At 56.2% G+C, this 26,228-nt stretch carries 23 protein-coding genes; 6 read left to right on the forward strand and 17 right to left on the reverse strand.

Annotated features, from left to right (window positions below; genetic code table 11):
* Window positions 1-5: 5 nt before the first annotated feature.
* The 7 genes from gspF to xapA all read right to left on the reverse strand — a co-directional run bounded on the left by gspF (window position 6) and on the right by xapA (window position 8,222).
* Window positions 6-1,217, reverse strand: a complete 1,212-nt coding sequence (gene gspF / locus QOT07_RS21690; RefSeq protein ID WP_207977439.1) for a type II secretion system inner membrane protein GspF — start codon at window positions 1,215-1,217, stop codon at window positions 6-8.
* Window positions 1,207-2,691, reverse strand: coding sequence for a type II secretion system ATPase GspE (gspE, locus tag QOT07_RS21695; protein ID WP_283603909.1), 1,485 nt, complete (start codon window positions 2,689-2,691; stop codon window positions 1,207-1,209). The genes gspF and gspE overlap by 11 nt, the downstream gene beginning before the upstream one ends.
* Window positions 2,688-4,631, reverse strand: a complete 1,944-nt coding sequence (gspD, locus tag QOT07_RS21700; protein ID WP_430523284.1) for a type II secretion system secretin GspD — start codon at window positions 4,629-4,631, stop codon at window positions 2,688-2,690. The genes gspE and gspD overlap by 4 nt, the downstream gene beginning before the upstream one ends.
* Window positions 4,632-4,718: 87 nt before the next feature.
* Entirely contained in the window at window positions 4,719-5,300 is a 582-nt protein-coding gene (locus QOT07_RS21705) for a type II secretion system protein N (protein WP_283603911.1), read from the reverse strand.
* Window positions 5,301-5,777 carry a winged helix-turn-helix domain-containing protein gene (locus QOT07_RS21710; RefSeq protein WP_283603912.1) on the reverse strand — a complete coding sequence of 159 codons (477 nt, stop codon included), beginning with the start codon at window positions 5,775-5,777 and terminating at the stop codon, window positions 5,301-5,303.
* Window positions 5,778-6,059: 282 nt separating this feature from the next.
* Window positions 6,060-7,319 (reverse strand): nucleoside permease, encoded by a 1,260-nt coding sequence (locus tag QOT07_RS21715; RefSeq protein ID WP_283603913.1) that lies wholly within the window; start codon window positions 7,317-7,319, stop codon window positions 6,060-6,062.
* An 81-nt stretch (window positions 7,320-7,400) separates the two neighbouring features.
* Window positions 7,401-8,222 (reverse strand): xanthosine phosphorylase, encoded by an 822-nt coding sequence (xapA, locus tag QOT07_RS21720; protein ID WP_085119244.1) that lies wholly within the window; start codon window positions 8,220-8,222, stop codon window positions 7,401-7,403.
* Window positions 8,223-8,404: 182 nt separating this feature from the next.
* Here xapA and QOT07_RS21725 point away from each other — a divergent pair, with 182 nt between their 5' ends.
* Together QOT07_RS21725 and QOT07_RS21730 are read left to right on the forward strand one after the other, a co-directional pair.
* Window positions 8,405-8,527, forward strand: a complete 123-nt coding sequence (locus QOT07_RS21725) for a LysR family transcriptional regulator (RefSeq protein ID WP_283604417.1) — start codon at window positions 8,405-8,407, stop codon at window positions 8,525-8,527.
* A complete protein-coding gene (locus QOT07_RS21730) occupies window positions 8,528-9,292 on the forward strand; it encodes a LysR family transcriptional regulator (RefSeq protein ID WP_283604419.1) in 765 nt (254 codons plus the stop codon).
* Here the strand turns inward: QOT07_RS21730 and ftsP are convergent.
* From ftsP to parC, 3 genes are all read right to left on the reverse strand, one after another.
* Window positions 9,289-10,704, reverse strand: a complete 1,416-nt coding sequence (gene ftsP / locus QOT07_RS21735) for a cell division protein FtsP (RefSeq protein WP_099063281.1) — start codon at window positions 10,702-10,704, stop codon at window positions 9,289-9,291. The two genes, QOT07_RS21730 and ftsP, sit on opposite strands and share 4 nt — an antisense overlap.
* A 132-nt stretch (window positions 10,705-10,836) precedes the next feature.
* On the reverse strand, window positions 10,837-11,574 hold the full coding sequence (locus tag QOT07_RS21740) for a 1-acylglycerol-3-phosphate O-acyltransferase (RefSeq protein WP_085119250.1): 738 nt from the start codon (window positions 11,572-11,574) through the stop codon (window positions 10,837-10,839).
* A gap of 240 nt (window positions 11,575-11,814) precedes the next feature.
* The gene (gene parC, locus QOT07_RS21745) at window positions 11,815-14,088 is read right to left on the reverse strand and encodes a DNA topoisomerase IV subunit A (RefSeq protein WP_283603914.1); all 2,274 of its coding nucleotides are present in this window, start codon (window positions 14,086-14,088) and stop codon (window positions 11,815-11,817) included.
* 316 nt (window positions 14,089-14,404) lie between these two features.
* On the opposite strand from parC, the gene QOT07_RS21750 reads away from it, so the two are divergent.
* Window positions 14,405-14,986 (forward strand): NAD(P)H-dependent oxidoreductase, encoded by a 582-nt coding sequence (locus QOT07_RS21750; RefSeq protein ID WP_261257658.1) that lies wholly within the window; start codon window positions 14,405-14,407, stop codon window positions 14,984-14,986.
* Window positions 14,987-15,019: 33 nt separating this feature from the next.
* Entirely contained in the window at window positions 15,020-15,328 is a 309-nt protein-coding gene (locus tag QOT07_RS21755) for a putative quinol monooxygenase (protein WP_099063399.1), read from the forward strand.
* A gap of 26 nt (window positions 15,329-15,354) precedes the next feature.
* Here QOT07_RS21755 and QOT07_RS21760 read toward each other — a convergent pair whose 3' ends face one another.
* From QOT07_RS21760 to nudF, 6 genes are all read right to left on the reverse strand, one after another.
* Window positions 15,355-16,251 carry a LysR substrate-binding domain-containing protein gene (locus QOT07_RS21760; protein WP_207977424.1) on the reverse strand — a complete coding sequence of 299 codons (897 nt, stop codon included), beginning with the start codon at window positions 16,249-16,251 and terminating at the stop codon, window positions 15,355-15,357.
* Between the two features lie 77 nt (window positions 16,252-16,328).
* Window positions 16,329-18,224 carry a DNA topoisomerase IV subunit B gene (gene parE, locus QOT07_RS21765; protein WP_099063277.1) on the reverse strand — a complete coding sequence of 632 codons (1,896 nt, stop codon included), beginning with the start codon at window positions 18,222-18,224 and terminating at the stop codon, window positions 16,329-16,331.
* A 170-nt stretch (window positions 18,225-18,394) separates the two neighbouring features.
* Window positions 18,395-18,979: an esterase YqiA gene (yqiA, locus tag QOT07_RS21770; protein WP_099063276.1), complete on the reverse strand. Its 585-nt coding sequence runs from the start codon at window positions 18,977-18,979 to the stop codon at window positions 18,395-18,397.
* The gene (cpdA, locus tag QOT07_RS21775; protein ID WP_085119261.1) at window positions 18,979-19,806 is read right to left on the reverse strand and encodes a 3',5'-cyclic-AMP phosphodiesterase; all 828 of its coding nucleotides are present in this window, start codon (window positions 19,804-19,806) and stop codon (window positions 18,979-18,981) included. The genes yqiA and cpdA overlap by 1 nt, the downstream gene beginning before the upstream one ends.
* Window positions 19,807-19,833: 27 nt before the next feature.
* Entirely contained in the window at window positions 19,834-20,259 is a 426-nt protein-coding gene (locus QOT07_RS21780; RefSeq protein WP_129938872.1) for a DUF1249 family protein, read from the reverse strand.
* On the reverse strand, window positions 20,259-20,891 hold the full coding sequence (gene nudF, locus QOT07_RS21785) for an ADP-ribose diphosphatase (protein ID WP_099063274.1): 633 nt from the start codon (window positions 20,889-20,891) through the stop codon (window positions 20,259-20,261). Before nudF ends, QOT07_RS21780 begins: the two co-directional genes overlap by 1 nt.
* A gap of 286 nt (window positions 20,892-21,177) precedes the next feature.
* Here nudF and tolC point away from each other — a divergent pair, with 286 nt between their 5' ends.
* Window positions 21,178-22,686, forward strand: coding sequence for an outer membrane channel protein TolC (gene tolC, locus QOT07_RS21790; protein WP_283603915.1), 1,509 nt, complete (start codon window positions 21,178-21,180; stop codon window positions 22,684-22,686).
* 151 nt (window positions 22,687-22,837) lie between these two features.
* On the forward strand, window positions 22,838-24,784 hold the full coding sequence (gene dhaR / locus QOT07_RS21795) for a dihydroxyacetone kinase operon transcriptional regulator DhaR (protein WP_283603916.1): 1,947 nt from the start codon (window positions 22,838-22,840) through the stop codon (window positions 24,782-24,784).
* An 8-nt stretch (window positions 24,785-24,792) separates the two neighbouring features.
* Here the strand turns inward: dhaR and dhaM are convergent, their stop codons facing one another.
* Window positions 24,793-26,226 carry a dihydroxyacetone kinase phosphoryl donor subunit DhaM gene (gene dhaM / locus QOT07_RS21800; protein ID WP_283603917.1) on the reverse strand — a complete coding sequence of 478 codons (1,434 nt, stop codon included), beginning with the start codon at window positions 26,224-26,226 and terminating at the stop codon, window positions 24,793-24,795.
* Between the last annotated feature and the right edge of the window lie 2 nt (window positions 26,227-26,228).

The raw sequence follows: 26,228 nt of genomic DNA on the forward strand, positions 1-26,228 counted from the left end.
TTGAGTTAACCCATCATGTTATTGAGCTGTAGGATCGGTTGCAGGATCGCCAGAATAATGAACAGAACCATGCCGGCCATGCTGATCACCAGCGCAGGTTCAAACAGGCTGAGTACCAACGCGATACGTTGATTGAGGGCGTCCTGTTGCATATCGGCAGCCCGTTTCAACATGCTGCCAAGTTCACTGCTGCGCTCACCTGCGGCGATCATATGGCGCATCATCGGGGAAAAAAGACGGCTGTCCGCCAGCGCCTGGTGCAAAGCGCCGCCCTCCTGTACCTGCGTCATCGCCTCCAGTAATCGGCGCCGGGCCTCGTCGTTATTCAGCACCGCCGCGCTGATCTTCATGCTGTCCAACAAAGGCACTGCGCTGAGTGTCAGAATGCTGAGGGTGTGCGCATAACGGGCGGTATCCAGATTCAGGAACAGGGTTCCCAGAGCCGGCATGCGCAATAAATAGCGGTGCCATGCCAGACGAAATCGCGTTTTTTTCAACTGCCAGCGAAAGGTCAGCGTGCCCGTTACGATCGCCGCCAGGCCATAAGGTCCCCAGCGGCTTATCCCGTCGCTGCACATCAACAGGATTTGGGTGGTTAACGGCAGCGTTTGTTTCATATGCACAAACTGTTCAATCACTTTCGGCACTACCGCCACCAACAGCAGGCTAATCACCGCGATGGCGACCAGCGTCAGGATCACCGGGTAGGTCATGGCCTGGGTCATTTTGTTTTTGATTTTCTGCCGCTGTTCGACGTAATCCGCCAACTCGGTGAAAATCAAAGGCAACTGGCCGCTGCTCTCGCCGGCAGCCACCATGGCGCAAAACAGACGGTCGAAAACGGAGGGGAATTGCATCAACGCCTGAGACAGCGACAGGCCCTCCAGCACATGGCTGCGCAGGCGGGTGATTAGCTGGATCACCGTCTTTTTTTCGGACTGAAGTGCGACGGTCAACAACGCCTCTTCAAGCGGTAAGGCGGCCGCAATTAAGGTCGCGAGCTGGCGGGTCACCAGAGCCAGTTCGCTGCTGCTCAAACGAGGGCGACGCCGGGCAGCCAGCAGAGAGGCGACCAGGCTTGTTCCCTGCGGGGTAATCTGTGATGGCGTCAGTTTTTGCTCACGCAGCCGTTGCCGTGCGCTGCGTAAGGAATCCGTCTCCAGCACGCCTTTGACACCTTTGCCGGCGGCATCGTAGGCCTGATAGTTAAACTTCACTGCATGGCTCCCCACCGGTTACCCGCAGCACCTCTTCAATACTGGTTTCCCCCATCAGCAGCTTGCGTACACCATCCTGGCGCAGGGTGTGTCGCGCATCACCGCACAATTGTTCAATTTCCTGCTCACTGCTGTTCAAATGAATCGCCTTGCGGATAGCATCATCGATCAGCAGCAGTTCGTGGATCCCCAGCCGCCCGCGGTACCCCAAACCATTACATTTTTCGCAGCCGACCGGACGCCACGCAACGGGTTCGATCTCGGGGGATAACTGTATTGAGTGGGCTTGTTCTGCAGAAAGCGCATAAGGCTGCCGACAATGTGGGCACAATTTTCGCACCAGCCGCTGGGCCAGAATGCCCGTCAGGGAGCTGGCCAGCAGGAAGGGTTCGATCCCCATATCGCGCAAACGGGTGATAGCACCGATGGCGGTGTTGGTATGCAGGGTAGATAACACCAGGTGCCCGGTCAGCGAAGCCTGTACCGCAATATGTGCGGTTTCGGTATCGCGTATTTCCCCCAACAGCACAACGTCCGGATCCTGACGAAGCAAGGCGCGCAATCCCCTGGCAAACGTCATATCGACCCGGGTGTTAACCTGGGTTTGCGAAATCCCCTTTAATTCAAACTCGACCGGATCTTCTATGGTCATGATGTTGCGATTGCCGTCATTAATCTGCATCAGCAACGCATACAGCGTGGTGCTTTTCCCCGACCCGGTCGGGCCGGTCACCAGGATCACCCCGTGGGGCTGATGAACCAGCCGCGTTAACGCCGCCAATTCAAGCGAACGGACGCCCATCTTGGCGAGATCCAGGCTGACGCTGCTTTTGTCCAGCAAGCGCATCACCACCCGCTCTCCATGATTGGTCGGCAAAACGGACACCCTAACATCGACGGCTCGGCCGCCAATCTTCAGGGTAATACGGCCGTCCTGCGGGATCCGTTTCTCTGCAATATCCAGTTTTGACATCACCTTAATGCGGGATGTCAGCAGGGCTGCAAGCTGGTGCTGGGGCTTCAGAATGGTTTTTAGTACGCCATCAATACGAAAACGGATCACCAGTTCGCAGTCATAGGTCTCAATATGAATGTCCGAGGCCCGTTCTTTAATGGCTTCACTGAGCATGGCGTTCAATAAACGGATTATCGGCGCATCGTCCTGCTCATCCAGCAGATCCTGGGTTGCCGGCAGCGCCTGTGCCAGGCTGTAAAAATCGAGCTCTTTGCCCAAATCGTCCATGGTCTTTTGCGTATTGCTGCTGCCCTGCTGGTAATGTTCCAGCAATTTCTGTTCGAAGGCGCTCTCGTCCAACAGGCACAGCGGAATGTCTTCCGCCAACAGGCGAGCAAGCTCGGCCAACGTGGCCAGGCTCACGTCCTGTCGGCACCACAGGGTGCGCTGGTTTTCTTCGCCGGTGAGGAGCGCGTGGTGCTGACGCGCCCAGGCATAGGACAAGCAAATATCGGTCACTGGCGGCCCTGCCGATAAAACCCATCAATTTGCTGCCGGGCCTGCTTAAAGGCGCCATTTTCAGCAGCGCCGACCATATCAAGCTGGGCATCCGCATGGGCTTTCAGCGGCAATGACTGGGCGTTAAGCGAGCGGAAACGGGCGGCTTTACGCAAGCTTTCTTGCGCATATTCCTCGGTAGAGCGGATCACCGTCGGCCGAATGAACAAGATCAAATTGCGTTTACTCTCTTTATGCGAGGTAGAGCGGAACAAAGCACCCAGCAGCGGAATGCGTTCCAAAAACGGCACCGCACTTTTGCTGTCGGATTGCGACTTGTCCAACAACCCGCCGACCACCACGGTCTCACCGCTTTCCACCAGGACGGTGTTATTAACCGTACGAATATTAAAAGTGGCCCCCAGGTTGTCCTTATCCACCGAGCTGTTTTCCGCCACGCTGGAAACCTCCTGCTCGATCTGCAGCAGTACCGACTGCCCCTTGTTGATTTGCGGTTTGACCTTCAGCTTGATACCGACGGTTTTGCGCGACACCGTATTGAACACGTTGTCACTGTTGGTGGTTTGAGAGCCGGTCAGAATAGGCACATCCTGCCCGACACTGAACTCGGCATCTTCATTGTCCAGTGTCATGATGCTGGGCGTGGCGAGAATATTATTCTGGCTCTGGTTGCTGATGGCGGTAAGCAGGCCGGCCCAGTTGCCACTGTAGAAACCCGTCACCAGGCCATTGGCATTTTTGAAGACTTCCTCCATCCCCCCTTTAAATCCGGGGGCAATTTGCGCCTGAGCATTGCCGAACTGCGTGCCTCCGCCATAACGGTTAGCCCATTGAATGCCCAGATTCAGGCCATCGGCATTTTGCATTTCGACAATCACCGCCTCAACCAGCACCTGTGCACGGCGAATATCGAGCTGCTCGATGACTTTTTCCAGGTTGCTCATGACGTCTGGCGTGGCATTGATGATCAGCGCATTGGTCAGCTCATCCGCCTTGATCACCATGTTCTTCATAACGGAAACGTTGGCACCGGCAGACTTTTTGTCGTCCTGCAGATTGGCGCTGACACCAGAAAGCACTTCCAGCAGACTCTGCGCCTTGGCATATTTCAGCCGGATCACCTTGGTATTTCCCTGACTGGCTTTCTCTTGATCCAACTGCCGGATAATACTTTTGACTCGTGCCTGTATCGTCGGCTCACCGGCAATCAGCACGGTATTGGTCCGCTCATCAGCAACCACTTTCATCCCCGGCTGCACGCCCTTCTTGGTTCGGCTCTCATCCCGAAACAGGGTCGTGACAATGCTGACTACATCGGCGGCAGAGGCATGTTGCAAAGCGACTGAGGCTACGCTGGCCTGATCGGTACGATCCATTTCATGGGCCAGTTCCACCAGGCTATTGACCACGTCAGCCCGGCCGGTGATCAACAGCGCATTGCCACTTTCCAGGAACACCACGTTGCCGATGCCAATACTGTCGTTAAATTGGCGCATCAACGGGGCCACTTCTTTCGCCGCGATATTGTTCAAAGGGACAATCCGCATGATCAACTCATCACCTTCGGCGGGCGTTTTCAGGGAGCTAAGGGCCGCTCTTTTACCGTCTTTCGCCGGTATCACCTTCAGGACATTATTGGGCATGCTGATGACTGCATAACCATAGACATCAAGCACATTGAGGAAGAATTGGTAGTATTGCCCGGCATCCAGCGGCTCATAGCTGCGAACCGTGACTTTACCTTTCACCCCATCGTCAATAATGATGGTTTTCCCCAGTGCCTTGCTGGCGGTACTAATAAATTCGTGAATATCCGTTCCTTTGAAATTGGCGGAGAATTCTTCGGCCTGAACGGGGGTTATCATGCACAGCACGATGGCCAGCATTGCGATGAATATGAGTGCTTTCGTGATGAGAGGTCTTGTCATTTTTGCGTGCATGAACCCATGCCTGTCTGGAGATAAGTCAGTGTTGTACATATGCCTTTCCAATTGCGAACCCTGATAATGCAACATCAATGATCACACTCAACTCTCGAGTATTAATGCGGCATAAAATCCGTTTTCATTGATAATAATCCGGTCTGGAAATATTTTTATTATCGGGTAAATGTCATTGATTGCACTGCCTGAGAGATAACTCTGCTGTCGCCCCGAGGCTTCAATAATGGCCATGCCGGCATGGTTACCTTTGTCACAGAGTAAACCCACAACTTTCATCGGTAACTTTGCGACCGGAGCCGTCATTAATAAGGTGTCACTGGCGAGTTTTCTGGTAACACGAAAGCGCTCTTGATCGGTATCTGCATCTTCCTGACCATCGGGATAAAACAGTGCTGGCAATGGATTGGTCATCTGACTGACGATTTTATCAGGTGTTTTTTTTAATAGCGCTTCAAGGTTGATCTCAGAGTTTTCTGTTTTATAGAACGTCTCACAGGTCACAACAATAGCCGTTGTCAGTCCAAGAATAAGCAATACATATCCCAGTACCGCTGGCCATTTTTCTTTCTCGATACGATAAATGATGGAAAAATTACCAGGAACAAAACAAAATCTCACGCCACGCCTCTCGCTTGTTGTAAGGGTAAATAGGCAAGGCCATTTCATTTACACCATGGCACTGACAATAAAAACAATATTAACAACCAGTAAAATCAAAAGATTACGGATAAGGCTTTGCCTGTTACAGAGCATGCTGACGAATTTTTTACGCCACTGGGTAAACCAGCCAGAGTGCTGAGCCTGTGCTTCTTCCAGTGGCGAGCAGTTGAACCTGACACCGTATCGTGGGATGGTTTTGATGACTTCAGGAGGAATACCATGACGGGAAAGTAATGTTCTGCATTGATATATTAATTGATGATAGTTGTTGTCAGTGATAGTGACGTGATTATTTTCCCATACTGACTCTATCACTTCTTGCTTCTTGGTTACGCCGCTAAGCAAAATACAAAAAAGGCGCCTTTGCAATTCAGTAAGATGAATGGATTCGTTTTTAGCCTTAATAATTAGGGTGCTACTCTTACTGTTCAGGGCGAAAAAATCGTTTTCAACTAAAGACAACTTTTTCTCTGCGAGTGCCACAATTAAAATATACCCTTCAGCAATAATCCATTATTCCCCGTTATCAATAAGAGACCACATAGCCCTATGCCAGTCAAGAAATACTCTCTTAAAAGCTAACCAACAATAAGATTAACTTACGAGACATTGTTTTTTTAAAATAACAACCCAGATTTTGTTGTGATAATGTTTTGTTTTGTTGATGGTTATTAAATATTTATGGCGATTAAAACAATAATAAGAAAGTGGCGCAATTATTAGTAATTAGCAATATGGGCGCAAACGAGATGCGCCCATGTTTGTTTAATGCGCCCGCTGTATTGGGCCAGGACTCTCCTCCGGCCGGTGCTGATAGTTAAAGGTCAGAGCGAAAATAACTCCCAGTACCAACGTATATAAAGCGAAGATCAACCAGATACTCTGCCAATCTTTGACGCCGTTGTGGGTGAAGAAATCCACCACTTCACCGCTGGCAATCGCCCCCAGATAAGCGCCAATGCCGTTCACCATGGTCATAAACAGCCCCTGTGCGCTGGCACGAATACGGTGATCCGCCTCTTGTTCCACGAAGATAGCCCCGGAGATATTAAAGAAATCAAAGGCGCAACCGTAGACGATCATCGAAAGCAGCAGCAGGACAAAGCCGAAACCGCCCGGGGTGCCATAGGCCAGGAACAGGAAACGCAGCGTCCAGGCCGCCATGCTGATTAGCATCACCTGTTTGATGCCATATCGGCGCAGAAAGAACGGGATGGTGAGGATGAAAAACACCTCGGAGATTTGTGACAGTGACAACAGCACCGCCGGGTATCTGACGCTTATGCTGTCCTGATACAGCGGGTTATTGGCGAAATCGTGCAGGAACGGGTTGCCGAAGGTGTTAGTGACCTGCAGTGCCGCCCCCAACAGCATGGCAAACAGGAAAAACAATGCCATGCGCCGTTGACGGAATAACACCAGTGCATCCAGCCCCAACACGCTGAACCAGCTTTTCGACTTTTCCACCTTACTGGTCGGGCAATTCGGCAGCGTCAGCGAATAACCGGCCAACAGCAGAGACACCCCGGAGGCCAGATACAGTTGCATATTGCTGAGTTCAATTCGGCTAAAACCGATCAGCCACATCGCCACAATAAAACCGACGGTGCCATACACCCGCACCGGCGGGAAATCCTTGACCGTATCGTAACCGTGCTTTTCCAGGCAGAAATAGGAAATGGCGTTGGAAAGCGCAATGGTCGGCATATACACCATGGCGTTGAACAGCATCACCCAAAACATCAGCATCGGTTGTTCAACCTGGGCGGCACAGTACAGTGCACCCGCACCGAGCAGATGACACAGGGCATACAGGTAATTGGCCTTGATCCAACGATCGGCAAGAATGCCCGCCAAACCCGGCATAATCAGTGCCGCGATACCTTTGGCGCTGTATACCATACCCACCTGCAGACCGCTGAAATGCAGGGTGTTAATCATGTAAGATCCCAGCGTGACCAGCCAGGCACCCCAGATAAAGAACTGCAGAAAGACCATCACCTTCAGTCGCGTTTTTATTGCCATCACCATCACCTTATTATTCTGATTAAAACGATGATTCGCACGGCAGGGTTCCCGCCCCCTGCCGCGAGGGGTTTTACAGCATTACAGCGTTTTGAAGAACTCACGGATCAGGCGCATAAAGTCCTCGGCCGCCAGCGCCGCACAGCTCAGCGTTTGCTCATGGGACAGCGGCGTATCCGACAGCCCTTCGGCGTAGTTGGTCATCGCGGACACCACCAGCACTTTCAGCCCACAATGACGCGCCGAGAGCACTTCCGGCACGATCGACATGCCGACCACGTCGCAACCCAGCGTTTGCATCATGCGGATTTCTGCCGGAGTTTCGAAGTTGGGCCCGGTGTAAGCGGCAAATACCCCTTCTGCCAGCGGAATGCCCACGCTTTCCGCCACCTGAGCCAACTGACCGCGCAGCTCGCGATCGTAGGCGTTGGCCAGGCTGAAGAAACGCGGGCCAAAACGCTCGTCGTTATCGCCAACCAGCGGCGACTCAGGCATAAAATTGATGTGGTCGGTGAGGGCTACCAGGCTGCCCGGTGCCACCGATTGGCGCAAAGAACCGGCAGCATTGGTGGCCAGCAGGAATTCACAGCCCAGCAGCTTGAAGGTGCGTACGGCGGTGGTCATCACCTGCATGCCACGACCTTCGTAATAGTGGCCGCGCCCCTTCATGCACAGTACCGGCACGCCCTCCAGCCAGCCGGCAACCAGCTGCCCGGCATGGCCCACCACGCTGCTGACGGGGAACCCTGGCAGCTCTGCGTAGTCGATGGTCAGAGTGTCCGTCATCACCTCCGCCAGTGCGCCCAGCCCGGACCCCAGAATCAAAGCAGCGCGCGGCTGGAAGCCCGGCAGTCGGGTGCGGATCACTTCGGCACAGGAAAAAGCATCTTCTTGATTAAACATTGTATTCTCTTCTATGAGGGGGAGGTGATCCCCATAGTAGAGAGCGAGGTGCAGCGGCGACCAATACATTATTGGCGGCCGATTTATTCCATTTACCTATAAATTGGTAGCCACAGGAGGCCATCATCAGCATCAAACAGCCCAAACCCCTGCCCGATCCCAGCCGGATTAATTTCCGTCTGCTGCATTATTTCCGCGTGGTGGCGGAGGAGATGAACTTCACCCAGGCGGCACTGCGGCTGAATATTTCGCAACCGCCGCTCAGCAAACACATCAAAGAGCTGGAGAGCCAGCTGGGCGTGTAGCTGTTCAAACGCACCACCCGCTCGATGGCGCTAACGCTGGCAGGCCGCACGCTGTTGCAAAACGTTGAAATGCTGCTGGATCAGGCCGGGCATGCGCTGAACCAGGTGCAACAACTGGGCCGTGGTGAGGCCGGGCATATGGTGGTCGGCATAGTCGGCACTTCGGTTTGGGGCGGGCTGATACCGGCGCTGAAGCGCTTTGCCGGGCAAGCGGCCAACGTCACCTGGGCGTTAAACGAGCTGACACCCAGCCAGCAGATCACTGCGCTGCAAAAACGTCATATCGATATTGGTGTCTGGCGCGAGGCCAGGCAGCAGGTACTGCCTGGGTTGGCGAGCCAACTGCTGGCCCGGGAGAATATTGCGGTGGTGCTGCCGCTGGACCACCCGCTGGCGCAGGCGGAAAGCCTGCCGCTCGCCGCGCTGCGACATGAAAAATTCATTGTGCTGCCGCCGCACGAGGCCAGCCTGGGCCTGTATCTGCATAACCTGTGTTTACAGCAGGGTTTCAAACCGGATATCGCCTATCAGGTCAACGAACCGCAAACCCTGATGGCGCTGGTGGCAGAAGGCTATGGCATTACGCTGTTGCCGGACAGTTACGGCCGTATTCCCTGGCCCGGCGTGCGTTTTTGCCCGCTGCAGCAGGCACCGTCAGCGGATCTGTACGCCATTTATCATGCCGACAGCGCAACGCCGGTGGTGCAGGCGTTTCTGGAGATGTTGCGTGCGGCTCCCCAGGTGAAGCCTCTGCAACCAACTTAAAGCGCAGGCTGCACCATAAACTGGCCGGCGCTGCCGCGATCCGCCATCTCCAGCGTCTGGCTGTAGAACAGGAACGGGAAATGCTCCGAAGTGGACTGATTGAAGTAGACCAGCAGCTCGACGTCGCCGTCGACCCATACCGTGTCCTTCCAGCCGCGATCTTCCGCCATCGGCTGCGCGCCGTTGACCCGTTTCACCAGGAAGCGCACGCCCTGAATATGGAACGCCTGCGGCGTATCTGCATGGATATTCCAGCGCTCCCAACTGCCCTGCTGGGTTTGTACATCGATACGGTTCATGTCCCAGACGGCCCCGTTGATCCCCGCCTGGCTGTCGCCCAGACGGAATTCGCGGGTGCGGCTAACGCTGCCGTCCAGCAGTTCATCTGCCAGTAAACGCATCGGCAGATTGTCGGTTACCAGCGGCAGCAAACCGGTCGGTTTCAGCGTCAACACCTGGGTGGAAACCAGGATGCTGGAAGGCTCAATCAGGCCGCGCAGGCGATCCATAATGCCCGCAGCTTCACCGGCACTGATCGTCACCTCATCACCTTTCGACATATCGATCAGCACCTCGCGGCGCTCACCCGGTGCCAGCGAAAGCTGTTGCACCGCTACCGGTGCCGGCAGGAAACCCTGATCGCTGGAGATCACGTTTAGTGGCCGACCGTCACTCAGTTGCAGCATGTAGCGACGTGAGTTGGAAGCATTAAGCAGGCGCAGGCGCACCCAACCGCGTGAGACTTCGACAAAGGGGTTTTGTACACCGTTAACCAACAGCGTATCGCCGACAAAGCCGCCCTGCGACGGGGGGTCATATTCCGGTGTGCCAAAGTTATCCAGCCGCTTGTCCTGAATGATCAACGGGAAATCATCGACGCCATAGTGGTTCGGCAACGGCAATGCCTTGCTGACTTCATCCTCAACCAGCCACAGCCCGGTCAGGCCGTTGTAAACATGCGGGGCCATGCGGTTGGGCGTGCTGGCATGGTACCAGCAGGTGGCCGCACTCTGGCGGATAGGTAACACCGGTGACCAGTCAACGTTGGGAGACATCATGCGCGGCGCGCCCCCGGTCAGAGTACCCGGCACCTGCAGACCGCTGATGGTCATCGCCACCGGCTCCGGCAGGCGGTTGCTGTAGATCAGTTTGACGTCATCGCCGTTGTAAACCCGCACCGTCGGTCCAAGGTACATGCCGTTAATGCCCCACACCGACGTCTTGCGATTATCCATAAATGCCCAGTGGGCGCGCTGCAAGGTTAAAAACAGCGGCTGACCGCGGCGGGACTCCAGCAACGGGGGAATAGGTAATGGGGTCTGCATTCCGCTCGCCTCAGCCCTCAGCGGCACGGCTCCTGCGCACAGCGCCAAGCCCGATGCCTGAATAAACTGACGTCGACTGAGTGACATATTTTCTCCATGAAAAGCAATGATTAAACCCTGTGCAAAAACCGGGCCCCTGTTAATCAGATTAGCAGGAGCCCAGTCGCTAACGGCGTTTGACGCCGTTTAAAAGTTCATTCTTTGAAGCCGGTAGGGATATTATTTTCCGGCCGCATTGCGCTGGGCAACTTCCGCGTCCAGCTCGGCAATTTTCGCCAGCATCAGCTCATGGCAATGGGCCGCCAGCTCACGCACATTTTCTCTACTGTAATTGCTGATATCGATCGGCTCCATCACCTCGACGATCGCATGACCGTTATTCCAACGGTTAAGATTAATTTTACCGCTGGTGGTGGAAACGCAGATTGGCACAATCGGCACCCCGGCAGCGATAGCCGCGTGGAATGCACCGGTTTTAAACGGCATCAACCCACGTCCGCGGCTGCGGGTGCCTTCAGGGAACATCCAGACCGAAATATCACGTTTTTTAAACTGTTCGGCCACCTGAGCAATGGTGCCGTGCGCTTTGGCGCGGTTATCACGGTCAATCAGCAAGTTACCGGTCACCCAATACAGTGGGCCGAAGAACGGGACCCACAGCAGGCTTTTTTTACCCACGGTCACGGTACGCGGTTGTACCGCTTTGGCGGCCGTTACCATATCGTAGTTATTCTGGTGGTTGGCAATATAAATGCAGTTGCCGTTTTTGGCCGCATCGGCCGGCACGCGGACTTCCACTTTCAGACCAAATAGCCCGGACAGACGGCCAAACAAATGACCGAACGTCGCCACATGGCGGGGATCTCGGGGACGGAAAAATAAACAGTAAATAGAACCGAAAATGCACACCAGCAGACAATACAGGGTGGCGAGCACGGCACGTAAAATTAATAACATAACAACCTCATTAGCACACTGCCGGCGCAGCCTGAAACGCTGCGCAGATCCCTTTACTCATTCTTTGATTGCAGGGTTCGAAAACCTGCCCTGCCTTTTTTTGCTATTTTCCCGCCAGCCGACGAAACGCACAATAATTTTATGCCGGGAAATGTTAACTATTTGAAAATAATTGCCGCCGGCGGGAAATAAAGCGGGCGCAGCATGCTGCGCCCGAGGGGTTATCCTGCCGTTACAGGCTTACTCTTCGCTGTCGCCGGTAGGCGCACGCGCCGGAGCATCGACCTCTACGCGGTCGATTCGCTGCAGGCCTCGTGGCAGTGAGGTACCTTTACGGCCACGTTCCGCACGGAATTTCTGCAAATCTTCCGGACGCAGCGTCAGCTTGCGTTTACCCACGTGCAGGGTCACAGAGGTTTGCGGCGGCAGCACGAACAGCCATGTCAGTTTGTCTTCACCGGATGCGGCCTGGGCCGACGGGATAGAAACAATCTTGTTACCCTTGCCCTTCGACAACTGCGGCAGGTCGGCAACCGGGAAGAACAGCATGCGCCCGGCGGCAGTGATCGACAGCAGCATGTCATCGTCGCCGTGGATTTCCATCGGTGCCAGCGCTTTGGCGTTATCCGGCAGAGTAATCATCGCCTTGCCGGCACGGTTACGCGCCACCAGATCGTTGAAGGTACAGACGAAGCCGTAACCGGCGTCAGAAGCCATCAGCAATTTCTGGTCGTCTGCGGCCATCAGCACTTGCTCAATGGTTGCACCCGGCGGTGGCGTCAGCTTGCCGGTCAACGGCTCGCCCTGCCCACGCGCCGAAGGCAGCGTCAGGGGATCCAGTGCGTAGCTGCGCCCGGTGGAGTCGATAAACACCACCGGCTGGTTAGTCTTGCCACGTGCCGCACTGCGGTAGCTGTCACCGGCCTTGTAGCTCAGGCCGCTTGGATCGATATCGTGGCCCTTGGCGCTACGCACCCAGCCCATTTCAGACAATACGATGGTCACCGGCTCCGACGGCACAAAGTCGTGCTCGCTCATCGCCTTGGCTTCTGCACGCTCGGTAATCGGCGAGCGGCGATCGTCGCCATAAGCCTGCGCATCGGCCTGGATCTCTTTCTTGATCAGGGTGTTCAGCTTGCGCTCAGAGGCCAGCAGCGCCTGCAGTTGATCGCGCTCCTTGGCTAACTCATCCTGCTCGCCGCGGATCTTGAATTCTTCCAGCTTCGCCAAATGGCGCAGTTTCAGCTCGAGGATCGCTTCGGCCTGGGTATCGGAAATGCCAAAACGCTGCATCAGCACCGGCTTGGGCTCGTCCTCGCTACGGATGATGTGGATCACTTCATCGATATTGAGGAACGCCACCAGCAAACCTTCCAGGATATGCAGGCGTTTCAGTACTTTTTCCAGACGGTAGTTCAGGCGACGGCGTACCGTATCGCGACGGAATGCCAGCCACTCGGTGAGGATTTCCACCAGCCCTTTGACCTGCGGGCGGTTGTCCAGACCGATCATGTTCATGTTGATGCGGTAGCTGCGTTCCAGATCGGTAGTGGCAAACAGGTGATTCATCACCTGATCCAGATCGATACGGTTGGAGCGTGGCACAATCACCAGCCGCGTAGGGTTCTCGTGATCGGATTCATCACGCAGATCTTCGACCATCGGCAGCTTTTTAGCGCGCATCTGGCTGGCAATCTGCTCCAGCACCTTGGCGCCGGAAACCTGGTGCGGCAAGGCGGTGATCACCGCGCTGCCGTCTTCTTTATTCCAGACGGCGCGCATACGTACCGAACCACGGCCGTTCTGATAAATTTTGCGGATTTCTTCACGCGGGGTAATGATCTCGGCTTCGGTCGGGTAGTCCGGGCCCTGTACGAACTCGAGCAACTCTTCCAGCGAAGCGCCTGGCTTGTCGATCAACGCCACCACGGCGGCGGCCACTTCACGCACGTTGTGTGGCGGAATATCGGTCGCCATACCCACGGCAATGCCGGTGGTGCCATTCAGCAGGATGTTGGGCAGGCGGGCCGGCAACATCTTCGGCTCCTGCATGGTGCCGTCAAAGTTTGGCACCCAGTCAACGGTCCCCTGACCCAGCTCGGCCAGCAGCACCTCCGCGTATTTGGACAGGCGGGATTCGGTATAACGCATCGCGGCGAAGGATTTAGGATCATCCGGCGCCCCCCAGTTCCCCTGGCCGTCTACCAGTGGATAGCGATAAGAGAATGGCTGCGCCATCAACACCATAGCTTCATAGCAGGCACTGTCGCCGTGCGGATGGTATTTACCCAGCACATCACCCACGGTACGGGCGGATTTTTTGAATTTGGCGCTGTTGCTCAGCCCCAGCTCAGACATGGCGTAGATGATGCGGCGTTGTACCGGCTTCAAACCGTCACCAATGTACGGCAACGCCCGATCCATGATGACGTACATGGAATAGTTCAGATAGGCGTTTTCAGTGAATGTGTGCAGCGGTAAACGCTCTACACCGTCATGAGTCAGATCACTCATTACTCAATTATCCTCAGACCGTGGCTTGGCAATCCCTGGACGACAAAGGGTTGATTCTGTCCGCGATAGTAACTCATCAGCGGGGTGGCTGTCACAGATGGCGCAGCAATCATCCGGCGTGGCCGGTTCATCTGCCGATTTTATGCAAAATTTCGCTATTCCACGGCGCATTTATTGACTCACAGTCAACACTGTTGTGCGCTGGATCCCATTTTTACTTACATTGCTAAGCATTACACTCTCTGTCAGCGAAATGTTTTCCGCACCCTGGCGCGGAGGGCATCATAGACTTTAACTCTGACAGGTGCCGTGAAAGATGAGCAATATCCTGATTATCAATGCTAAAAAACAGTTCGGTCATTCTAACGGCGAACTCAACCAAACGATGAGCGACGTGGCGGAAACCTATCTGCGCGATGTGCAGCACCAGGTACAAGTCACCGTGGTCGACGACGGCTACGATATCGAAGCCGAAGTGCAAAAATACCTGTGGGCCGACGTGGTGGTCTATCAGATGCCCGGCTGGTGGATGGGTGAGCCGTGGATCCTGAAAAAATACATCGATGAAGTGTTCACCGCCGGGCACGGCAGCCTATATGCCAGCGATGGTCGCACCCGCTCCGACGCCAGCAAAAAATACGGTTCCGGCGGCCTGATCCAGGGCAAGAAGTACATGCTGAGCCTGACCTGGAACGCCCCGCTGGAAGCCTTTACCGACCCGGAACAGTTCTTCCACGGCGTCGGGGTTGACGGTGTCTATCTGCACTTCCACAAGGCCAATCAGTTCCTGGGTATGGAAGCGCTGCCGACCTTTATCTGTAATGACGTGATTAAACAACCGGATATCGACAGCGACATCGCACGTTATCGCGAGCATCTGGCCGAAATTTTTGCTTAACTGGCACTGTGCACGTCAATCAATGAGGTAGTGATGATCACCGTAATTGCAGAAATCAAAACCAAACCGGGCCACCGTGAAACGGTCCTGAAGGCGATTGAGAAACTGATCCCGCTGGTGCTGGCAGAAGACGGCTGTAGTGAATATACGCCAATGATCGACAGTCACACCCAGGCGCCATGGCAGAAACTGTCGCCGGACTCGGTGTTTATGCTGGAGAAATGGGCCAGCCAGGCGCACCTGGAAAAACACCTGGATATCGCTCACATGCACCAGCATCGTGACACCATCAAAGACAGCGTGCTGGGCGTGACCATTCACGTACTGGGTAACGCACTGTAATCCCCTGAGGGGCCGCCCTATGGCCCCTACAGCGTCTGCGCATCAATATGCGCACTGACGTAGTCGAGAAAACAGGTAATACGCGCTGCCAGTTGGGTATTGCGGTAATACACCGCATTAATCGGCTGGCGCACATCTAACGTCTCCTGCTCCAGCAACGGTACCAGCCGCCCGCTGCGTTGATCGTCACGCGTCATAAAATCAGCCAACTGCACGATCCCTTCGCCACGCAACGCCAACTGCCGCAACGTTTCACCGCTGGAGGCCGATATTGTCGGCGTGATGGCAAAATGCTGCGCCTGCTGATAACGCAACGGCCACAGATTGAGTGATTCCGGCTGAGTGAAGCCGAGCAGGCAGTGCTCTCGCAGCGCTTCGACGCTGGTGGGAGTGCCGTTACGTGCGAGGTAATCCGGACTGGCGAGAACACGTAAGCGGCTGGCACCCAACAGGCGCGCATGAATGGTCGAATCCCGCAGCGCACCGATGCGAATGGCAATATCGGTGCGTTTCTCCAGCAGGTCGATAATCAGGTTGTCGGTATTCAGTTCCAGCTCAATTTGCGGATAACTTTGGCGAAAGCCAGCCACCAACGGCACAATCACGTGTTCCATAAAGGGGGCGGCGGCGTTGACCCGCAGCTTGCCGGCCGGGATCAGCCTGCGCAACGCCATCTGTTCTTCGGCGTTCTCCACCGAGCGGATAATTTCGCGCGCATGACTGAGGAAGTTTTGGCCTTCTTCGGTCAGCTCCAGCCGACGCGTGGTGCGGCGCATTAAAGTTGTATCGAGTTTTTTTTCCAGCCGACTGAGCGCGCGGCTGATACCGGAGGTGGTCTGACCGAGCTGTTCGGCGGCGGCCGTGATAGAGCCGCTGTCAACGACGGTGGTAAACGCCAGTAATTCTTCGAGGGTGATTTTCATGCATTCCGCCCAGAGTCATCGGGCGCCGCATGCAGCGCCTGCGGGAAGAAAGCCCGGCGGGGAGCCGGGCCTGTCGGTCAGGCAGACAGCTCGGCCATATCGCCTTTGTCCTGCAGCCAGTTGCGGCGGTCTTCGGAACGCTTCTTGGCCAGCAACATGTCCATCATCGCCAACGTCTGATCCACGTCCTCGTCGCTCACCGTCAACTGCACCAGACGGCGGGTGTTCGGATCCAGGGTAGTCTCACGCAATTGCGGCGGGTTCATCTCACCCAGCCCTTTAAAGCGCTGAACGTTTGGCTTGCCCTTTTTGCGTTTCAACTGTTCCAGCACGCCGGCCTTTTCTTCTTCATCCAGCGCGTAGAACACCTCTTTGCCGAGGTCGATACGGTACAGAGGCGGCATCGCCACATACACGTGACCGCCCTTCACCAACGAACGGAAATGGCGTACAAACAGCGCGCACAACAGCGTGGCAATGTGCAGGCCGTCGGAGTCCGCATCCGCCAGGATACAGATTTTACCGTAACGCAGTTGGCTGAGATCTTCGCTGTCCGGATCAATACCGATCGCCACCGAGATGTCGTGCACTTCCTGCGAGGCCAGTACTTCATCCGAGGAGACTTCCCAGGTATTCAGGATTTTGCCTTTCAGCGGCATGATCGCCTGATATTCACGATCGCGTGCCTGTTTGGCTGAACCGCCCGCCGAGTCCCCTTCCACCAGGAACAGTTCGGTCATGTTCAGATCCTGCGACGTACAGTCGGCCAGTTTACCCGGCAGTGCCGGACCGCTGGTCAGCTTCTTGCGCACCACTTTTTTGGCGGCACGCAGACGGCGCTGGGCGCTGGAAATAGCCAGCTCGGCCAGCTGTTCCGCCGCCTGAATGTTCTGGTTCAGCCACAGGCTGAAGGCGTCTTTCACCACGCCGGAAACAAAGGCCGCACACTGACGTGACGACAGACGCTCTTTGGTCTGCCCGGCGAACTGCGGATCCTGCATCTTCACCGACAGCACGTAGGCGCAACGGTCCCAGATATCTTCCGCGGACAGCTTCACGCCACGCGGCAGGATATTGCGGAATTCACAGAACTCGCGCATGGCGTCCAGCAAGCCCTGACGCAGGCCGTTAACGTGGGTGCCGCCCTGCATGGTCGGGATCAGGTTGACGTAGCTTTCGGTCAGCAGTTCACCGCCTTCCGGCAGCCACAGCAGTGCCCAATCTACCGCCTCGGTATCGCCGGCAAAGTTGCCGACAAACGCCGCTTCCGGCAGGGTGATCAGGCCATTTACCGCTTCCATCAGGTAATCGGTCAGGCCGTCCTGATAGCACCAGCGTTGCTCGGTGTTGTTCAGCTTGTCGATGAAGTAGATTTCTACCCCAGGACACAGTACCGCTTTGGCTTTCAGCAGGTGGCTAAGACGCGAGACCGAGAAACGCGGGCTGTCGAAGAACTTCTCGTCAGGCCAGAAATGGATGCTGGTGCCGGTATTGCGTTTGCCGCAACTGCCGGTCACCGCCAGTTCCTGCACCTTGTCGCCGTTTTCAAAGGCAATGCTGTAGACGTTGCCGTCGCGCTTGACGTTGACTTCTACCCGGGTCGACAGGGCGTTAACCACCGAAATCCCCACGCCGTGCAGGCCGCCGGAGAACTGGTAGTTTTTATTGGAGAATTTACCGCCCGCGTGCAGACGACACATGATCAACTCAACCGCAGGTACGCCTTCTTCAGGGTGGATATCCACCGGCATACCACGGCCGTCATCGATCACTTCCAGTGACTGATCGGCGTGCAGGATCACGTCGATGCGCTTGGCGTGACCGGCCAACGCTTCATCGACGCTGTTATCTATCACCTCTTGGCCGAGGTGATTGGGGCGCGTCGTGTCGGTATACATGCCGGGACGACGGCGCACTGGTTCTAGACCGCTGAGTACTTCAATGGCATCAGCGTTATAGCTGGATTGAGTCATCGTTGAGTTTTTCGTGGTTAGTAGGAAGGTGCCTATACCCGTCGTCTTTCAAGCCGCAGCGTTGTTACCTGCGTTCGCTCACCCCAGTAACTTACCAGAGTAAGCGCCTGGGGATAAGCGAACTGGGCGCCTAGCTGCGACTTGAAAGCCATAGGGTATAAATCGCTAATTCAGACAGCGTTTAGCCCTAAAAAATCCACAATCTGGGGGAAGTAATGCTCGAAACCGACGAAGGCGTGGTTTCCACCCGACTCCACCGTCTGTCGGCATGCGGTGTAATAGGCGACCGCTTGCCCATAATCGAGAATTTCATCGCCCGTTTGTTGCAGCAACCAGATTAAATCCGGTGACTCCAAGGGATCGATCTGCATCGTTTTCAGATCGTAAACGTGACGAGACTCTAACACATATTGCTGGCCGGTGTAGGGGTTCTCGTTTTTGCCAAGGTAGTCAATCAGCAGTTCAAACGGCTTCACAGCAGGGTTAACCACTACCGCCGGCAGTGAAAAACACTGCGAAAGCCAGGTTGCGTAGTACCCGCCCAGTGAGGAGCCGACCACGCCTATCGTCTGCCCGGCTCGCTCCATCACCATGTTCTCGATCATTTCGGCCGCCTCCGCCGGGAACACCGGCAGTTGAGGCACCAGGACTTCGATATGCGGATGATGTTCGGCCAGCCACGCTTTGAAAGACGTTGCCTTGGCCGAGAACGGCGAGCTGTTAAAACCGTGCAGGTAGAGCAGTGTAGAAGGCATCAATACCCATCCGAATCCATGTCGGGGCGGAAATCGTCGTTTTCCAGGCGGAAAACCTGCGTCTCGACGCGGCCGTCCGGCAGCAAATCAAGATAGCGCCAGCCGGGTGAAACCTCGTCGATAGTGAAATTGGTGCAATGCGGTTTGAACTGCACGCAGGTGGACGGCGATGCCAGCAGGCGTCGGCCCTGCCACTCCAGATCCAGCTCCTGGTGAATATGCCCGCACAGCAGGGTATTCACTTTCGGGTAGCGCAACAGCACCGCGCCCAGCGTATGCGGGTTGCGCAGGCTGTGTTGATCGAGCCAGGTGCAGCCGGACGGCAGCGGATGATGGTGCAGCAGCATTAGGGTATAGCGATCGGGATATGCTTGCAGGCAGCGCTCCATCCACTCGAGCTGATATTCGCTCAGCTCACCGTGCGGCACGCCGAAGACCTGGCTGTCCAGCAACAGCACCTGCCAGTGATCGCCCACCAGCACCTGTTTTGACGGGGCAATTCCGGCGTCGGCCAGTGCATCGACCATCGCCGGCTGAAAATCATGGTTGCCCGGCAGCCAAACGCAAGGCGCCGGCAGCCGTGCAATACCTTCGGCAAAATGCCGGTAGGCAGCCAATGAATGATCCTGTGCCAAATCACCGGTGGCGACGACCAGATCAAAATCACGCTGCTGCGCCAGGATAGCGTCCAACACCGCGTGATAGCTGCGATAGGTATTGATGCCAAGCAAAGTCTCATTTTCGCCGGCAAAAAGGTGGGTATCTGTTATTTGCAGGATCCTGACCCTGGCCCCACTTGCCACGGTCGGTTTAAACAGGCTTTCCAAATGGTGTCCTTTGTTATCTCAGTCTGTTTAACAAACCGGAACCGCCATTGCTCCATGCGCCAAACAGTAGCGCAACCAATCAGCAAGAAACTGGTTAATTTGATGCTTTTCGTCGCGTTGATGCAACTTTTTGTTGGGATAATCATAACGTGCTTTAAAGCGATAGATCTGCTGACTTGAACACACTTCCGCAACCATCGCGTCATGATACAGCCGCACCGTCATCGCAGGCAGGCTCCAGTAGCTGACTGCCGGGACGGTCTGTTCGATCTGCACCAGCGAGGTATAGCGGGTGGATTCAATAATGGTCAGACGATAACTGGCGCCGTTCACCTGATAAGTCACCGTTTCACCCACTTCATCATTGCGCGGCAGCAAGCGGCGCAATTGCGCGAAGTTGGTTTCGCACAATCTCATCATTTCCGGGAAATCAGGGGTATAGCGCTGTTTCATTAATTGGCCCACTCTTTTCTTAACGATTCATGGTGCAACGCCAGCCACTGCAATGCAATCACTGATGCCGCGTTATCAATCGCACCCTCTTCAACCCAACGGTAAGCCTGTTCGCGGCTGACCACATGGACCCGGATATCTTCATGTTCTTCTTCCAGTCCATGGATGCCTTCCGCCGTAGTCGCGTCCACTTCGCCCACCATAATTGACAAGCGCTCGCTGGTACCGCCAGGGCTGGCCAGGTAGCTCAACACCGGCTTGCAACGTCCGACCACGACGCCGGCCTCTTCCTGCGCTTCACGGCGGCACACGTCTTCAACACTCTCGCCGGTTTCGATCATGCCCGCCACCATTTCCAGCAGCCAGGGTGACCTACTGGTATCGACCGCAGCGATCCGCAGTTGTTCAATCAGCACCACCTCGTCACGCACCGGGTCATAGGGAAGTAACACCGCGGCGTGCCCGCGCTCGAAAATTTCGCGTTTAATTTCGGGACTCATCTCACCGTTGAACAAGCGGTGGCGGAAACGATATAAATTGAGTGAAAAAAAACCACGATAAAGCGTCTCACGTGCAATAATTTCTACATCATTTTTATCGAGAGTAACGGGCGATGGTTGCGAGTGGCTCATAAATGAATTCTCCAGCGTGAGTATGCCGATAAAATAAACAGTTTTGATGACAGAAACGGCGGGATAATCTTCCGCGGCTTTATGATAGATTGTGAGCCATGATATCAGGTGTGACGTACGCAGCCAGTTGAACTAAGGTAAACAGGCGGCCTGAAAGGTAAAAGTTACGCAAGATGGCACATTCAGCCACCTGAGGCGTACAACAGACTCTGTTAGAATCGGCAACTATTTCGTCTATCGTCAGCGCTAACAACATAGCAATATTGCTGCACAACAAGGAATGCAAATGAAGAAACTGCTCCCCCTTCTTATCGGACTGAGCCTGGGCGGCTTCAGTGCAATGAGCCAGGCAGAGAACCTGCTGCAGGTCTACAAACAGGCCAGGGAAAGTAACCCGGATCTGCGCAAAACCGCCGCTGACCGTGACGCCGCATTCGAAAAAATCAACGAAGCACGCAGCCCATTGCTGCCACAGTTGGGTTTGAGCGCCGGTTACACTTACACCAATGGCTACCGTGACAGCCGCAATAGCAACAGCGATGCCACCAGTGGCTCACTGGCGTTGACGCAGACTATCTTCGACATGTCCAAATGGCGTGCGCTGACGCTGCAGGAAAAAACCGCCGGCATCTCCGACGTGACTTTCCAGACCTCTTCGCAGCAGTTGATCCTCGATACCGCTACCGCCTATTTTAACGTGCTGAGCGCTATTGATACGCTGTCTTATACCCAGGCGAACAAGCAAGCGGTTTACCGCACCCTGGACCAGACCACCCAACGCTTTAACGTGGGCCTGGTAGCGATCACCGACGTGCAGAACGCCCGTTCGTCCTACGATACCGTGCTGGCGGCCGAAGTGACTGCCCGTAACAACCTGGATAACGCGCTGGAAAAACTACGCCAGGTCACCGGTACCTTCTATCCGGAACTGGCCTCGTTGAATACCGACCGTTTCAACACCAAACGCCCGGATGCCGTAAATAACCTGCTGAAAGAAGCCGAAAGCCGTAACCTGAGCCTGTTGTCCGCTCGTCTGAGCCAGGATCTGGCCCGTGAGCAGATCCGTTCCGCACAGACCGGCTATATGCCTACCGTCGACTTCAGCGCTTCCACTGCGGTTAGCAATACCAATAACAGCGGTTCACGTAACATTACGCCGGACAGCGACATTGGTCAGAACAAAGTGGGCCTGAGCTTCAATATGCCACTGTACAGCGGCGGCCAGACCAACTCGCAGGTGCAGCAGGCGCAGTACAACTTCGTCGGCGCCAGTGAGCAACTGGAAAGCTCCCACCGTAGCGTAGTGCAGACCGTGCGTTCTTCGTTCAATAACGTGAATGCCTCGATCAGCAGCATCAACGCCTATCAACAAGCGGTAGTGTCTGCCCAGAGTTCATTGGATGCGACCGAGGCCGGTTACCAGGTTGGTACCCGCACCATCGTCGACGTGCTGGATGCCACCAGTACGCTGTATAACGCCAAGCAACAGCTCTCCAGTGCGCGTTATACCTACCTGATCAACCAACTGAACATCAAGTCGGCGCTCGGTACCCTGAACGAGAACGACCTGCTGCTGCTGAACGGCGCATTGGGTAAACCGATTTCTACTTCGCAAGACGTGGTAGCCCCAGCGACTACGGCACAAGACGCTTACGCTGAAGGCTATAACGGCAACGCCCCTGCACCGCAAACCTCCGCGCCAGTTGCTGCTGCTCCGGTTGCCACCCGTGCCTCCACGCCGGCGACCACCACCAGCCAGCCTGCACGCAACAGCGGTAACCCATTCCGTAACTGATGGATTTACGCCGCTGAATACGGGGTACGGCTTCTGCCGCACCCCGTTTTTTTTGCCGGGTCATCGGTTCTGCCCGCCGCCTCACAGCCCTTCCCCCACCCTGGAGTGGTATCATCCAGGTTATCGCTTTATCTCGTCTGGATGGGATCCGATGGAGAACACTTCAAGCTGGCAACGCCTGATCGAAGGTGACCTGCCCCCCGCGCAACGCCCTGCGCCGGCAATCTATGCTTCCTGGTTGCGTTGCCGCAGCCTGATGCAGCCCGCGGTGTGGAAAGCGCCCCACTGCGCACTCGGCGCCACCTTTAATTCCATCTGCCAGCGTAAGAATGACCTGCTAACGCTCGGTCAGGCGGCGCTGGAAGACGCCTGCGAATACATGGAACAGCGCCGCTGCCTGCTGATGATCCTCGACGAAAGCGGCTGCATGCTGTGGCTGTGCGGCGATGCCCCAACGCGCGAATGCCTGCAGCTATTGGGTTTTACCCCCGGTGCCTATTGGGCCGAGGGGGACATCGGCACCAACGCGCCGTCACTGGCGGTAGCCGAGGGCCACCCGATGCAGGTGCGCGGCAGCGAACATGTGCGCCAGGCGCTGCACGACTGGTCATTCTGCGCCACGCCGGTCTACGACAACAGCGGTCGTCAACGCGGTTCGATTGCGCTGGGCTGCCGGTTGGTCGACTGCGCCGCTGGCGATCTGTCACTGACGCTGGCGCTGGCACGCGAGATCGGCAACTCCCTGAACGCCGACAGCCTGCTGGCAGAATCCAACCGCCACCTGAACCAGCTTTATGGCCTGCTCGACGGGGTGGATGACGGCGTCATGGCCTGGGACCATCGCGGTTACCTGCAGTACATCAATCAGCGCGCCGCTTCCTTGCTGAAGCTGGATGAGCAACAAAGCCAGGGCAAAGCGCTGACCCAGTTGCTGACGCTGCCCGCCCTGCTCAACCGCGCCATCGCCCAGCGGCAGCCGTTGCAGCACGTTGAGGTCACCTTTGAAAGTCAGCGGCAGTTTATCGCGACGCTGTTAACCCTCAAGCCGATCTTCGACGGTGAGCGCTGCAGTTTTATCGCCCTGCTGCATCCGCTAGAACGGCTGCGCCAGTATGTCAGCAGCCAATTGGGCCGTGTCAGCCACAGTTTTGAACAGATGCCTTCCGCCTCGCTGGAGATGCGCCGGTTGATCCGTTATGGCCAGCAAGCCGCGAAGGGCCAGCACCCGATCCTGCTGTGCGGCGAGGAAGGTGTCGGCAAGGAGTTACTCAGCCAGGCGATCCACAACGCCAGCGACCGCGCCGCCGGGCCTTATATCGCCCTCAACTGCCAATTGATGCCGGAAGCGCAGGGGTTGCGTGAGCTGCTGGGCAGCGATGCCAACGAGGAAGAAGCGGGCCAACTCAGCAAGTTTGAACTGGCCAACGGCGGTACGCTGTACCTGGAACAGATCGAGTATTTACCGGCGGAGATGCAGTCGGCGCTGTTGCAGGTGCTGAAAACCGGCGTGGTGATGCGGCTCAATTCCAACCGGGTGATCCCGGTCGATGTGCGGGTGATCGCCAGCAGCGCCGCCGATCTGCCGCTGTTGGTGCAGCAGAATCGTTTTCGCCGCCAGCTGTTTTACAGCCTGCAGGCGTTCGAGATCCAGATCCCCTCGCTGCGCCAGCGACTGAGCGATATTCCGCTGCTGGTAAAGCACCATCTGCGCACGCTGGAACAGCATTTTCAGTGCCGTTTCCGGGTGGATGATGAGGTGATGGCCCAACTCGGGCTGTATCTGTGGCCCGGCAACGACCTGGAACTGAAGGGGGTGGTGGAGCGCACCGCGATGATGTGTCACGGCCACCACCTGCAACTGGCGGATTTGCCCGAGCACCTGCTCAGCCACCAGCCGCTGCTGGAAAGTGAACCGCAACCGGGCATGCCGCTGTTGACGCTGGCGGAGATGGAACGCCAGGCGATTATTCGCGCGGCCAACGTCAGCCGCGGACAGTTGAACGAGATGGCGCAGTTGCTGGGCATTGGCCGCACCACGCTGTGGCGGAAAATCAAACAGTATCAGATTGATATCCGCCAGTTTAAGCTGCGCGCCTGAGGGTGCAATCAGTGGCTGAGTTGCAGCACACCACGCGCCGCGTCCAGCATCGCTTTCTGGCCGTTGCGGGTTTTGCTCATACAGTCGTTCATGCCCACCACCATCGGCATCCCCATCGCTTTCGCCAGGATCGCACTGTGCGACAGCGCATTGCCACCGCTCAGGCAGATGCCGAGCACCAGACGACGGTCGAGCATCACCACGTCTGACGGCATCAGTTCGTCCATCACCAGAATGGACGGCGCGGTCAGCGTAATCACCGGCAACGGCTGCTGTTGCAGATGACTCAGGGTGCGGCGCAGCATATCGCGCACGTCCAACTCACGCGCCCGCATATATTCATCATCCAGTTCGCGATACTCCCCGGCAATGGCTTCCATCTCCTGCCGCCAGGCCTGCTCGGCACTGCATTGCTGCCGGGCGATGCGGGTATAGGCCGCCTGCTGCAGATCCGGGTCGTCAAGCAGCATACTGTGAGCACCGAAGATTGCCGCCTGCGGTTTGCCAATCAACGAGCCGGTGCGCTCCGCCAACCGATTCAAATCACTCAGCGTGTGCTGCAATGCCTGGCGTAGCCGCTGTTGTTCGTTCAGTACGTCGTCTGCGCCAATAGTACGCTCGACCACCGTCGGCCAGAAGCTGATCGCCTGCCACACCGGGCCACTGGTCACGCTTTCAGCCACCGGAATCCCGTGTAATGAAGGCAGACTCTGCTCGGAAACCGTTTCACCAAAGTGCTGCTCTGCCAGCGCGCTAAACGCCGCCAGCGCCTGATCGGCCTGCGGCCCGTCGGCAATCAGCCGGATGGTGTCGCCGTGGCGCACCAGCAAAAGCGCCAGCTGGTTAAGGCTACGCGGATTGGCGCACTGGCCCTGCTTTTCCAACACCAGTTCGGCATCGAACGGGGCCAGCGTTTCCGCCAGTCGGGCGGCCGGACGAGCATGCAGGCCATGCGGGTTCTGCACCGTCCAACTGACGCTTTTTCCTTGTGTCAGCGGCAACTCAACGCTTTTGGCCACCGGCGTGGCAACTTCGCCCAACTGCGCCTGTTTGGCCTGCAGCACGCCCTGAGCCTCGGCCAGCACCTGTTCCAACCCCGCTCCGGCATTGGCGGCCACCACCGCGGCCAGCGTCCCCTCGACCAGTGGTGCCGAGCACAGCTTCACCTTGGCGGCCAACGACGGATCCAGCAGATCGATCGCGGTTTCGGCACTCAGCAGCGCACTGCCCAAATCCATCAACACCACAATGCCCGCACCGTCAGCCACCGACTCAATGGCTTCCATCACTTTGATTGCATCGGTGCCTATCGGATGATCCGCATCATCGACACCCGCCGCCAGCACCAGTTTACAGCCGTCGCCGCGCATCATCTGCAACGCCAGCTCTTCAACCCCGCGCGCCAATAGCGCACTGTGTGAAACTACAACGATATTGATCATCT

Source organism: Serratia proteamaculans (assembly GCF_949794035.1).
GTDB classification, from domain to species: Bacteria; Pseudomonadota; Gammaproteobacteria; order Enterobacterales; family Enterobacteriaceae; genus Serratia; species Serratia proteamaculans.

Excerpts from the sequence above, each read along its gene's own strand:
- gspD (WP_430523284.1), bottom strand. The coding sequence starts at position 4,631 with ATGCACGCAAAAATGACAAGACCTCTCATCACGAAAGCACTCATATTC.
- QOT07_RS21705 (WP_283603911.1), bottom strand. The coding sequence starts at position 5,300 with ATGAAATGGCCTTGCCTATTTACCCTTACAACAAGCGAGAGGCGTGGC.
- QOT07_RS21715 (WP_283603913.1), bottom strand. The coding sequence starts at position 7,319 with ATGGCAATAAAAACGCGACTGAAGGTGATGGTCTTTCTGCAGTTCTTT.
- xapA (WP_085119244.1), bottom strand. The coding sequence starts at position 8,222 with ATGTTTAATCAAGAAGATGCTTTTTCCTGTGCCGAAGTGATCCGCACC.
- ftsP (WP_099063281.1), bottom strand. The coding sequence starts at position 10,704 with ATGTCACTCAGTCGACGTCAGTTTATTCAGGCATCGGGCTTGGCGCTG.
- QOT07_RS21740 (WP_085119250.1), bottom strand. The coding sequence starts at position 11,574 with ATGTTATTAATTTTACGTGCCGTGCTCGCCACCCTGTATTGTCTGCTG.
- parC (WP_283603914.1), bottom strand. The coding sequence starts at position 14,088 with ATGAGTGATCTGACTCATGACGGTGTAGAGCGTTTACCGCTGCACACA.
- QOT07_RS21750 (WP_261257658.1), top strand. The coding sequence starts at position 14,405 with ATGAGCAATATCCTGATTATCAATGCTAAAAAACAGTTCGGTCATTCT.
- QOT07_RS21755 (WP_099063399.1), top strand. The coding sequence starts at position 15,020 with ATGATCACCGTAATTGCAGAAATCAAAACCAAACCGGGCCACCGTGAA.
- QOT07_RS21760 (WP_207977424.1), bottom strand. The coding sequence starts at position 16,251 with ATGAAAATCACCCTCGAAGAATTACTGGCGTTTACCACCGTCGTTGAC.
- parE (WP_099063277.1), bottom strand. The coding sequence starts at position 18,224 with ATGACTCAATCCAGCTATAACGCTGATGCCATTGAAGTACTCAGCGGT.
- yqiA (WP_099063276.1), bottom strand. The coding sequence starts at position 18,979 with ATGCCTTCTACACTGCTCTACCTGCACGGTTTTAACAGCTCGCCGTTC.
- QOT07_RS21780 (WP_129938872.1), bottom strand. The coding sequence starts at position 20,259 with ATGAAACAGCGCTATACCCCTGATTTCCCGGAAATGATGAGATTGTGC.
- nudF (WP_099063274.1), bottom strand. The coding sequence starts at position 20,891 with ATGAGCCACTCGCAACCATCGCCCGTTACTCTCGATAAAAATGATGTA.
- tolC (WP_283603915.1), top strand. The coding sequence starts at position 21,178 with ATGAAGAAACTGCTCCCCCTTCTTATCGGACTGAGCCTGGGCGGCTTC.
- dhaR (WP_283603916.1), top strand. The coding sequence starts at position 22,838 with ATGGAGAACACTTCAAGCTGGCAACGCCTGATCGAAGGTGACCTGCCC.
- dhaM (WP_283603917.1), bottom strand. The coding sequence starts at position 26,226 with ATGATCAATATCGTTGTAGTTTCACACAGTGCGCTATTGGCGCGCGGG.